12 protein-coding genes and 1 pseudogene are annotated in these 10,479 nt (G+C 69.0%); 5 read left to right on the top strand and 8 right to left on the bottom strand.

The features are described from left to right. Positions 1-228: 228 nt before the first annotated feature. Positions 229-333, top strand: a pseudogene (locus AB0B45_RS25860) (zinc ribbon domain-containing protein); the annotation flags it as partial. A gap of 322 nt (positions 334-655) precedes the next feature. On the opposite strand, the gene AB0B45_RS25855 reads toward AB0B45_RS25860, so the two are convergent. Further along, positions 656-1,129, bottom strand: a complete 474-nt coding sequence (locus tag AB0B45_RS25855; protein WP_358135113.1) for an Lrp/AsnC family transcriptional regulator — start codon at positions 1,127-1,129, stop codon at positions 656-658. 125 nt (positions 1,130-1,254) lie between these two features. On the opposite strand from AB0B45_RS25855, the gene AB0B45_RS25850 reads away from it, so the two are divergent. Next, positions 1,255-2,130: a phenylalanine 4-monooxygenase gene (locus tag AB0B45_RS25850; protein ID WP_358135111.1), complete on the top strand. Its 876-nt coding sequence runs from the start codon at positions 1,255-1,257 to the stop codon at positions 2,128-2,130. 87 nt (positions 2,131-2,217) lie between these two features. On the opposite strand, the gene AB0B45_RS25845 is transcribed toward AB0B45_RS25850, so the two are convergent. Genes AB0B45_RS25845 through pstS form a run of 5 tightly spaced genes read right to left on the bottom strand, consistent with a single transcriptional unit; the run spans position 2,218 to position 6,688 of the window. Next, positions 2,218-2,928 (bottom strand): response regulator transcription factor, encoded by a 711-nt coding sequence (locus tag AB0B45_RS25845; RefSeq protein ID WP_358135109.1) that lies wholly within the window; start codon positions 2,926-2,928, stop codon positions 2,218-2,220. Beyond that, positions 2,928-3,704, bottom strand: a complete 777-nt coding sequence (pstB, locus tag AB0B45_RS25840; protein WP_358135107.1) for a phosphate ABC transporter ATP-binding protein PstB — start codon at positions 3,702-3,704, stop codon at positions 2,928-2,930. Before pstB ends, AB0B45_RS25845 begins: the two co-directional genes overlap by 1 nt. Positions 3,705-3,719: 15 nt before the next feature. Then, the gene (gene pstA / locus AB0B45_RS25835) at positions 3,720-4,595 is read right to left on the bottom strand and encodes a phosphate ABC transporter permease PstA (protein WP_358135104.1); all 876 of its coding nucleotides are present in this window, start codon (positions 4,593-4,595) and stop codon (positions 3,720-3,722) included. Then, complete coding sequence (gene pstC, locus AB0B45_RS25830; RefSeq protein WP_358135101.1) at positions 4,592-5,572, bottom strand: phosphate ABC transporter permease subunit PstC; 981 nt, start codon at positions 5,570-5,572, stop codon at positions 4,592-4,594. Before pstC ends, pstA begins: the two co-directional genes overlap by 4 nt. Positions 5,573-5,575: 3 nt before the next feature. Then, positions 5,576-6,688 carry a phosphate ABC transporter substrate-binding protein PstS gene (gene pstS, locus AB0B45_RS25825; RefSeq protein ID WP_358135098.1) on the bottom strand — a complete coding sequence of 371 codons (1,113 nt, stop codon included), beginning with the start codon at positions 6,686-6,688 and terminating at the stop codon, positions 5,576-5,578. Positions 6,689-6,809: 121 nt separating this feature from the next. On the opposite strand from pstS, the gene AB0B45_RS25820 reads away from it, so the two are divergent. Next, entirely contained in the window at positions 6,810-7,274 is a 465-nt protein-coding gene (locus tag AB0B45_RS25820) for a low molecular weight protein-tyrosine-phosphatase (protein ID WP_358135095.1), read from the top strand. Further along, the gene (locus tag AB0B45_RS25815) at positions 7,255-8,037 is read left to right on the top strand and encodes a fructosamine kinase family protein (protein WP_358135093.1); all 783 of its coding nucleotides are present in this window, start codon (positions 7,255-7,257) and stop codon (positions 8,035-8,037) included. The genes AB0B45_RS25820 and AB0B45_RS25815 overlap by 20 nt, the downstream gene beginning before the upstream one ends. Here AB0B45_RS25815 and hisN read toward each other — a convergent pair. Beyond that, entirely contained in the window at positions 8,034-8,819 is a 786-nt protein-coding gene (gene hisN, locus AB0B45_RS25810; RefSeq protein ID WP_358135091.1) for a histidinol-phosphatase, read from the bottom strand. The two genes, AB0B45_RS25815 and hisN, sit on opposite strands and share 4 nt — an antisense overlap. A gap of 85 nt (positions 8,820-8,904) precedes the next feature. Here hisN and AB0B45_RS25805 point away from each other — a divergent pair, with 85 nt between their 5' ends. Further along, positions 8,905-9,348: a DUF4442 domain-containing protein gene (locus tag AB0B45_RS25805; protein WP_358135088.1), complete on the top strand. Its 444-nt coding sequence runs from the start codon at positions 8,905-8,907 to the stop codon at positions 9,346-9,348. A gap of 75 nt (positions 9,349-9,423) precedes the next feature. Here the strand turns inward: AB0B45_RS25805 and rsgA are convergent, their stop codons facing one another. Beyond that, complete coding sequence (gene rsgA / locus AB0B45_RS25800) at positions 9,424-10,449, bottom strand: ribosome small subunit-dependent GTPase A (protein ID WP_358135135.1); 1,026 nt, start codon at positions 10,447-10,449, stop codon at positions 9,424-9,426. Positions 10,450-10,479 lie beyond the last annotated feature (30 nt).

The following is a 10,479-nucleotide window of genomic DNA, read 5'->3' as shown; positions in this document are numbered from 1 at the left end:
CGCAATCTTTGTTGGAAGGCCTTGTTGGGGGAAACCCTGGCAGGGCTTTTCGGCATTTCCGGGGGCTTTTTGGGTATGCGCTTTCCCGGTGTTTTTCGGGGTGTTTTGGGGAGGGCTTCACCGGCTTGGTGGGGCCCTTTTGTTATTTCTGGGGATGTCAGACGCGTTGCCAGAGTGCGGGAGTGTTGGGCGGTTCCCGGCCAGCCTGTGCCGCGTGGGACTGGAGGTGCCGGGGTCGCGGTCTACGTCGACCCCGCCTACACCTCCCAAGCATGCTCACGCTGCGGGCACGTTGACAGGAAGCACCGGCCCGACCAGGAAACCTTCTCCTGCCTGCTTCCCGCACCAGGTCGACGACGACACCGAGCCTGGCACGATCTTCGAGATCGATGCCGGCGGGAACGCGACGGCCTGGGTGGCGGTTCGGCGCGAACCTGACCGTTCGCATGGTCATGCCGATGGGCCTGGCCAATCCGGGTGAGCCTGGGCGCCACCTGATGGCCTACTGCCGTGTCACGCCGGCAGCTGGGCAGGGGACCGTCACCGTGGCCGTGGAGGCCGGTGAAGGGGCGGCAGCGCCGTACAGGTGGCGTATGACATGACGGCGCTCAGTGAGGGGAAGGACGGCGGAGGCTGGCTGGGTACGACGGCTCCCTCAGGTCGTGGGAGGGGGCGATCCGCGCTGCGTGAGCAGCGGCTCGATGCGGTAGGGGATCTGCGTCGAGAGCGCGATCGTCGTGTCGGTGCGCTGGACGGCGGGTGAGGCGAGGATGCGCGCGATGACCTCCTGCAGGTGGTCGGTGTCGCGCGCGACGACGCGGCAGAGCAGGTCGTGCTGGCCGCTGGTGCCGTACACCTCGAGGATCTGCGGCACCCCGCGCAGCGCCTGGACGGCCTCGGCGAGCCGGCCCTGGGCGATTTGGAGGGAGACGAACGCGAGGATCGGGTAGCCGGCGCCCGCCGCGGAGACCGTGGGGCCGAAGTCGAGGATCACCCCGCGCGCGGTCAGCTTCTCGACGCGGGCCTGGACGGTGCCCCTGGCCACGCCGAGCAGGCGAGCAAGCTCGGTCAGCCCCACGCGCGGATGGGCGCGCATGGTCACGAGGAGCCGGGTGTCGAGCTCGTCCATGACCCTCCAGACGATCTGTGCGATTCGCGTAGCTTTAAGACAGTATGGCAGGGCGATAGTGGGCGAATCGACTAGGAAAACTGGTCGCTCTTGCCAAGGAAAGCCGGAATTGCTGTCATTCAGGCATGTTCGAGGAAGCGCAGTACTTCGCGCCCGTCGCCGAGCAGGGCGACGGGTCCGTGGTGGTCGAGTTGGCGGCGTCGCACCCTGGGTTCGCCGACCAGGTCTACCGGGCCAGGCGTAACGCGATCGCGGCCCTGGCCGTGAACTACCGGCTGGGTGAGCCCATTCCAGCGGCGGAGTACACCGAGCAGGAGCACGACATCTGGGCGCTGGTCGCGGGCGAGCTGGCGATCAAGCACAGGAAGTACGCGACAGCGGAGTACCTCGACGGGGCGGCCAGACTGGGCCTGCCCGCCGAGCGGATCCCGCAGCTTCAGGAGGTCAGCGAGCTGCTGGAGCCGCTGACCGGGTTCAGGTACCTGCCCGCGGCCGGCCTGGTGCCGCTGCGGGACTTCTACGGGGTGCTGGCCGACGGGTACTTCCACTCCACGCAGTACATCCGCCACCATTCCGTGCCGTTCTACACGCCGGAGCCGGACGTCGTCCATGAGGTGATCGGCCACGCGAACGCGCTGGCCAACGACCGGTTCGCGGCGCTCTACCGGCTGGCGGGAGCCGCCGCGCGCCGCGTGGTGGGCGAGGAGGCGCTGGAGTTCGTCTCGAAGGTCTTCTGGTTCACCATGGAGTTCGGCGTCATGGCCGAGAGCGGTGAGCTGCGCGCGTACGGGGCGGGGATCCTGTCGTCGTACGGCGAGATCGAAGAGTTCAGAAGCATGGACATCAGGCCGCTCGACCTGAAGGTGATGGGTCGCACGCAGTACGACATCACGAAATATCAGGACGTGTTGTTCAGGGCGGAGTCCATGCAGCACCTGGAGGACGTCGTGGGCGCCTTCTGGGAGACCTGCGACGACGAGTCCATCGCCGCCCTGATGTGAGCAGTCGGGAAGACGGTGGCGCTCAGGAACGCGGGCCGAAGCGCCACCAAACGGTGGGCCCTCACCGATAGCAGCCGAAGACGGCCCTCAGAACACCTGGGACGGCGTGATCAGCCGGTACCCCACACCGCGCACGGTCTGGATCAGCTGGTCGTCGTCGTCACCGAGCCGTGCTCGCAGCCGTTTGACGTGTACCGCGATGGTGTTGGTCGAGGTCCCGTCGGCGGAGTTCCACACGTGCTTCATGATCTGCTCGCGGGTGACCGTCCGGTCGGCGTTGCGCATCAGATAGTGCAGCAGCTCGAACTCGCGTAGCGGCAGATGTACGGCCCTGCCGCCGACCCGCACCTGGTAGGCGTTGACGTCGAGCTCGACCCCGCCCACCGTGAGCACCTTCCGATTCTCGGCGCCGCCGTGGGAGGCCGCCTGGATGAACGGCAGCAGCTCGAGCACCCGGTACGGCCTGGCCACGCATGCCGAAGCGCCCGCGGCCAGCGCCTGGAGCGCTTGCTCCGCATGTCCCTCTCCGACGCCGAGCAGAACGGGCACGGACCGCGAGAGCCGTACGGCACGCACGAACTCCACCGCGCCGATGGTCGGCAGCGTGGCGCCGACGAGCACGACGTCGGGTTGGAGCGCGCCGGCCTGCAGCAGTGCCTGGGCGCCGTCCGTCACGCCGGTGACCACGACGCCTTCCCGCTCCAGCGCCGCCGCCAGCTCGTGGATGACCTCCTCGTCGGGGTCGGCCACCAGCAGGGTGGGTACTGTCAGGGCGTCCCCGTTCGCCGCGACGACCATTAGCCGAAACGCCCCGTGATGTAGTCCTCCGTGGCCTTCTGAGAAGGGTTGGTGAACATGCGGGAGGTGTCGTCCATCTCGACCACCTTGCCGGGCTGGCCCTGGGCCGCGAGGTTGAAGAACGCCGTGCGGTCGCTCACCCGGGCGGCCTGCTGCATGTTGTGGGTGACGATGACGATCGTGTACTCGTCCTTGAGCTTGGTCATGAGGTCCTCGATCGCCAGCGTGGAGATCGGGTCGAGCGCCGAGCAGGGCTCGTCCATGAGCAGCACCTGCGGCTTGACCGCGATGGCCCTGGCGATGCAGAGTCGCTGCTGCTGACCGCCGGACAGGCCGGCGCCCGGCTTGTTGAGGCGGTCCTTGACCTCGTTCCAGAGGTTGGCGCCCTTGAGTGACTCCTCGACGACGCCGTCGCTCTCCGACTTGGACACGCGGCCGTTCAGCTTGAGGCCGGCGGCCACGTTCTCGTAGATCGACATAGTGGGGAACGGGTTGGGCCGCTGGAACACCATGCCGATCGAGCGGCGGACCGAGACGGGCTCGATCTCGGGACCGTAGAGGTCCTCGCCGTCGAGCAGCACCTTGCCCTCGACGCGCGCACCGGGGATGACCTCGTGCATGCGGTTGAGCGTGCGGAGGAAGGTGGACTTTCCACAGCCGGACGGGCCGATGAACGCGGTGATCGAACGCGGCTCGATGGTCATCGAGACGTCCTCGATGGCCTTGTGCGATCCGTAGTACGCATCGAGGCCCGAGACCTGGATCTGCTTGGACATGGGGGCGGATACCTCCTATCGGGCCCTGGCAGGGGAGCGCCACCAGGCGATGAGGCGCGCGACCAGGTTCAGCAGCATGACGATCAGGATGAGCGTGAGGGCTCCGGCCCATGCGCGGTCGATGGCGGTGTCGTTGGGGCGCGCCGCCTGGTCGAACACGTAGAGGGGGAGCCCCATCTGCGGCCCGTTGAACGGATCGTTGTTGATGGAGTCGGTGAAGAACACGGTCAGCAGCAGCGGCGCGGTCTCGCCCGCGACACGGGCGATGGCCAGCATGACGCCGGTGATGATGCCGGTGAACGCGGTGGGCAGCACGACCTTCAGGATCGTCCGCCACTTGGGAACGCCCAGGGCGTAGGCGGCTTCGCGCAGGTCGTTCGGAACCAGCTTGAGCATTTCCTCGGCCGAGCGGACCACGGTCGGCATCATCAGGATCGACAGCGCCAGCGCGCCGGCGAACCCGGAGAACGGGATGCCGAGGAAGAGGATCCAGAAGGCGAAGATGAACAGGCCGGAAACGATCGAGGGGACGCCGGTCATGACGTCCACGAAGAAGCTGATCGTACGGCTGAGCCGCCCGCCGTTGCCGTACTCCACCAGGTAGATGGCAGTGAGCACGCCGATGGGCACCGCGATGGCCGAGGCCAGGAGGACCTGTTCGAGGGTGCCGATGATGGCGTGGTAGGCGCCGCCGCCCGCGTCGCGGGCGCCGATGCCGCGCATCGAGTGGGTCAGGAACTCCAGGTCGAGGCGGGCCAGGCCGTTCTGGATGACCAGCCACAGGAGCGAGATGAGCGGAACCACGGCCAGCGCGAAGGCCAGGTAGACCAGGCACTGGACGATGCGGTCCTTGACCCGCCGCGCGGTCGAGACATGCTGAATGGTGCTCATGCCGCGGCCCCCGAGAATTCCTTACGGCGGGCGATCACCAGGCGGGCGCCCATGTTGACCAGCAGCGTGATGACGAACAGCACCAGGCCGGAGGCGATGAGCGCGCCGCGGCCGATGGGGGTCGCCTCGCCGAACCCGTTGGCGATGTTGGCCGCGATGCTGTTGGCGTGGGGAGTGAGGATCTGGAAGCTGATGTCGAAGGTGGCGGGGAAGATGAGCGCGACCGCGATGGTCTCGCCCATGGCCCTGCCGAGTCCGAGCATCGCCGCGCTGATGACGCCGGGGCGGCCGAACGGCAACACCGCCATCTTGATCATCTCCCAGCGGGTCGCGCCGAGCGCGAGCGCCGCCTCCTCGTGCATCTTCGGCGCCTGCAGGAAGACCTCGCGGGAGATGGCCGCGATGATCGGCAGGATCATGATCGCCAGGACGATGCCGCCCGCCAGCATGGTCTTGCCGCCGATGACGCCCTCACCCGCGAACAGCGGGAACCATCCGAGGTTGGCGTTGAGCCACTCGGACGGTGTCTTGAGAAGGGGGACGAGGAAGACCAGGCCCCACAGGCCGTAGATGACACTGGGCACCGCGGCGAGCAGGTCGACGAGGTAGCCGAGGGGCCCCGCGAGGCGGCGGGGCGCGTAGTGGGAGATGAACAGCGCGACGCCGACCGCGATCGGGGTCGCGATGACCAGCGCGAGGGCCGAGCTGAGCACGGTCCCGAACGCCAGGGCGGCGATGCCGAAGACCTGGCTGCCGTTGGGCTCCCAGATGAGATCGGTGAAGAAGTCGCCCTTGTTCGCCTGCAACGCGGGAATCGCCTCGCTGATCAGGAAGACGGCGATGGCCGCCATGATCCCGAGCAGGACGATTCCAGCACCGGTGGAGGCGTAACGGAAGGGTCCCTCACCATGGGTGCGCCGGGAGGCGGCCCGGCCAGTGGCCGGCCCGCCTCCTCGGGTGCGAACGTGGGTCGACATGAGTTAGGAGATCGCCTCGACGGCCGAGCGAACCTTGGTGAGCAGGGCCGCGGGGAGCGGGGCGTAGCCGAGGTCCTTCAGCGCGGCCTGGCCCTCGTCGCTCGCGGTGTAGCCGAGGAAGGACTTGACCAGCGGAACCTGGTCGGTCGGCAGGCCCTTCTCGCAGGTGATCTCGTAGGTCACCAGGACGATCGGGTAGGCGCCCGCGGCCTTGGTGGCGTAGTCGATGCTCAGCTTGAGGTCGTTGCCGGTGCCCTTGATCTCGGCGGCCTCGACGGTCTTCGCCGCGCTGTCCGAGGTCAGCTCGACGAACTCGCCCGCACCGTTGGCGACCTTGGCCTTCTGCAGCTGGGAGTTCTCGGCGTAGGAGAGCTCCACGTAGCCGATGGCACCCTCGGCGCCCTTCACTGAAGCGGCGACCTGGTCGGAGCCCTTGGCGCCCTGGCCCTTGGCCTCTGCAGGCCACGCCTTGGCGGGCTCGTACGGCCACTCGGCCGTGGCCTTGAGGAACTTGGTGAAGTTGTCGCTGGTGCCGGACTCGTCCGAGCGGTGGAAGGCCTGGATCGGCGTGGCCGGCAGCTTCGCGTCCGGGTTGTCAGCCTTGATGGCCGCGTCGTCCCACTTGGTGATCGTGCTGTTGAAGATGCCGGCGATCGTCTTGGGCGACAGCTGCAGACCGTCGACGCCGGGGAGGTTGTAGACCACCGCGACAGGGCCGGTGACCATCGGCAGGTTGATGGCCTTGCCGGTCTTGCAACGGGCGTCGGCCTGGGCGGGCTCGCCCTTGTCGTCCTTCAGCGCGGAGTCGGAGCCGGCGAAGGAGATCGTGCCCTGGATGAACGCCTGGACACCAGCGCCCGAACCGCTGGGCTGGTAGTTCAGGTTGACGCTCGGGTTCTTCGCCTGGAAGTCCTTCTTCCACTGGTCGATCGCGTTGGCCTGAGCCGAGGACCCAGCCGCGTTGATCGTGCCGCTGAGGGCATTGTCGTTGCCCGGGGCGGCGGCGGACGCGGACGTGGTGCCGGCGGGGGCACCAGTGTTGTTGTCGGTGCCGCACGCAGCGAGCGAGAGCGCGCCGACGACGGCGACGGCGGCGAGCCGGCCTGCATACTTCACGGTTGGGTTTCCTCCCACTTGGTCCTTAGTCGACTCAGACGTTAGGGATCCAAGGTGACTCGACTCCCGAATCGGGGTGAACGTTCGGTGAACGAGCCAGGTCAGCATCATGATGGGATACATGACGTATCGCGTATCTCTGGTTTGTATGGGCAACATCTGCCGGTCTCCGATGGCGGAGGTGGTGCTCAGGCAGACCCTTGACGAGCACGGACTGGGCGGCAAGGTGGCGCTGGACAGCGCGGGAACCGGCGGCTGGCACGTCGGCAGCCCCATGGACGAGCGCGCCGCCGAGGTGCTCGCCCGGTACGGGTACGACGGTTCGCCGCACCGCGCCCGGCAGTTCGACTTCGACCGCTATGACCTGATCCTTGCCATGGACAGGGAGAACCTCAAGGCGCTGCGTAGCGTCGTTCCCGCAGGTACCGACGTCCGCCTGTTCCGCTCGTTCGACCCTGACGCCCCCGAGGGGGCGGAGGTGCCCGACCCCTACTACGGCGGCCGCGACGGCTTCGAGATCGTGCTCGGCCAGGTGAAAGCGGCCGCCGAAGGTCTGGCGAGGTACCTTGCAGATCGTCTGGACTGAGGATCTCGGCTCCTCGCACGCCTGGCGGCTGCGCAAGGGAACCCTGGACGGCAGACCGGTGTTCGGCAAGTACGGTCCCGTTTCCCCTTTGTTCACCTCCGAGGCGGCGGGGCTGCGCTGGCTTGAACCCATCGCGGCCACCGTGGTGTCGTCGGACGAGGAAGGGCTGGTCCTCGAATGGGTCGCCACCGAGCCGCCCACCCGTGCCGCCGCCGAACACTTCGGGCGCGACCTCGCCCGGACGCACCTGCGGGGCGCGGACGCATTCGGCGCCCCGTGGCCCGGGTTCATCGCCGAGTTGCCTATGCCCAACGAGCCGGCCGCCGACTGGCCCTCCTTCTATGCCGCCAACCGCGTCCTGCCGTTCGTCCGGCGGGCGCGGCTGGCCCCCTCGCAGGTGCGGCTGATCGAGCAGGCGGTGGCCAGGTTTCCTGAGATCGCTGGGCCCGCGGAGCCGCCTGCCAGGATCCACGGCGACCTGTGGAGCGGGAACGTGCTCTGGTCAGGCGGTCGCGCGGTGCTCATCGATCCGGCCGCGCACGGCGGCCACCGCGAGAGCGATCTGGCGATGCTGGCCCTGTTCGGCGCGCCGTACCTGGACACGATCCTGGGCGCGTACGGCGAGGAGGCGCCGCCGGCCGAGGGGTGGCGCGATCGGGTGCCGCTGCACCAGCTCCACCCGCTGCTCGTCCACGTCTGCCTGTACGGCGCCGCCTACAGGGACGCGCTCATGGGCGCGGTCGCCAGGGTCCTGGCGCTCTAGCGGGCGCTCAGGCGGCTGAGCACCTCGTCGTGGAGCGCGCCGTTGGTGCAGACCAGCCCGCCGGACTCCAGGCCCCTGCCGCCGTCGAGCCCCGTCCACCTGCCCCCGGCCTCCTCGACGATCACCGTCAGCGCGGCGATGTCCCAGGGGGACAGGTCGGGCTCCGCCGACAGGTCAACCGAGCCCTCGGCGACCATCATGTGCGACCAGAAGTCGCCGTAGGCCCTGGTCCGCCAGCACCCGCGGCCCAGGTCGAGGAACGGCTCGAGGCGTCCGGCCTTCTCCCACTCCTCGATGTCGGAGTAGGAGAAGGACGCGTCCTCCAGCTTGCCGACGGACGAGACCCGCATGCGCGAGGCCTTGGTCAGGCTCTTGCCCGTCCACGCGCCGCCGTCGCGCGCCGCCCACCAGCGGCGGCCGAGCGCGGGCGCGGACACCAGGCCGACCACGACCTCGGCGTGGTCCATGAGTGCGATCAGCGTGGCCCACACGGGCACGCCGCGCACGTAGTTCTTGGTGCCGTCGATCGGGTCGATGATCCACGACCGCGCGCCGTAGCCGGTCTTGCCGAACTCCTCGCCCACGACCGCGTCACGGGGCCTGGCCCTGCGCAGCGTTCCTCTGATCGCCTCCTCCACCGTCCTGTCGGCGTCGCTGACAGGGGTGAGGTCGGGCTTGGTCTCGACCTTGAGGTCGACCGCCTTGAACCGGCGCATGGTCAGGTCGTCGGCGGCGTCCGCCATGACATGCGCAAGGCGCAGATCGTCGCTGTAACCCGTCACGAAGAGCCACGCTATCGCGTTCGCCCTTGCTTCCATTAGAGCGGGCGTATCCCAATTGAGAGTTACTCGCCAGTAGCATAGCGGCATGTCTCTCGACCTCGGCGAGTTCCTGCTGCAGACGGTGCCGTTCACCCGCTTCCTTGACATCTCCTTCGACAAGGTGGAGGAAGGGCTGGCGATCTGCCGCCTGCCCGACCGCCCCGACCTGCACAACCACGTCGGCGGCCCGCACGCGGGAGCACTGTTCACGCTCGCCGAGACGGCCTCGGGAGCGGCGACGCTGTCAGCGTTCGGCGACCAGCTCTCGCGGGCGGTGCCGCTGCCGACCACGGCCACGATCCGCTACCGCAAGGTCGCCAAGGGCGAGGTGGTGGCGGAGGCGCGGCTGCTGGCCTCCCGTCCCGAGGTCGTCGCGCTGCTGGACGCGGGGGAGCGGCCCGAGTTCGACGTCGCCGTGGAGATCCGCGACGCCGACGGCACTCCTGTGGCGGAGCTGACCGTCACCTGGACCCTGCGCCCCAACCGCTGACCGTCATCTGGCCCCTGCGCCCCAACCGCTGACCGCCCGCCGCCCCGGCGGGACGCCGACCGCCGTACGGAGGCGTCAGTCGTCGGTGTCGGGCGCGCCCTCGCGGCTGGACAGCAGCCGCCTGAGCGACTCGAGCCTGGCGGGGTCGGCATGCCCGTCGGCGACCCACGCGTCGAGCGCGCAGCCCTCGCCGAGGTGGGTGCAGCCCTTGGGGCAGTGGACGGTGCCCTCCGCCAGGTCGGGGAAGCCGGCCAGGACGGTCTCGACGGACACGTGGGCGAGCCCGAAGCTGCGCACGCCGGGCGTGTCGATGATCCAGCCGCCCTCGGGCAGCTCCAGCGCGACCGCCGAGGTGGAGGTGTGGCGCCCGCGGCCGGTGACCGCGTTGACGTGGGAGACCGCCCGGTTGGCGTCCGGGACCAGCGCGTTGACCAGGGTGGACTTGCCGACGCCCGAATGCCCGACGAGGACGCTGATGCGGCCGGTCAGCCGCTCGCGCAGCTCCTCGAGGTCGCCGCCCTTCTGGACGACGACGTAGGGCACGCCGAGCGGCTCGTAGAGCGAGACCAGCTCGGCGGGCGGGGCCAGGTCGGACTTGGTCAGGCACAGCAGCGGGTCGATCTCGGCGTCGAAGGCGGCGACCAGGATCCTGTCGATCATCCTGGGCCGCGGCGGCGGATCGGCCAGGGCCGTGACGATGACCAGTTGCTCGGCGTTGGCGACGATCGGGCGCTCGATGCCGTCGGTGTCGTCGGTGTCGTCGGCGCTGCGCCGCAGCATCGAGGTGCGGGGTTCGACCCTGACCACCCTGGCGAGGGTGTCGGCGTTGCCGGAGACGTCGCCGACGATCCCGACCCTGTCACCGACGACGATGCCCTTGCGGCCCAGCTCGCGAGCCTTCATCGCGGTGACCGTGCGGCGCTCGCGCTCCTTCTTCCTGCGGCCCTCTGTCTCGACCAGGCAGGTGTAGCGGCCCCTGTCGACCGCGATCACGAAGCCTTCGACGGCGTCCACGTGGGCAGGGCGGAGCCTGGTCCGCGGCCGGGAGCCCTTGCCCGGCCTGACCCTGACGTCGTCCTCGTCGTACTCCCGCTTTCTCAGCGGTCCGCTCCTTGCCCCGAGAAGAGAGCG

The sequence above is a fragment of the Nonomuraea sp. NPDC049152 genome (assembly GCF_040648355.1).
GTDB lineage: Bacteria > Actinomycetota > Actinomycetes > Streptosporangiales > Streptosporangiaceae > Nonomuraea.
Note: the sequence above shows the minus strand (reverse complement) of the source record. Positions and strands in the feature narration are given on the sequence as shown.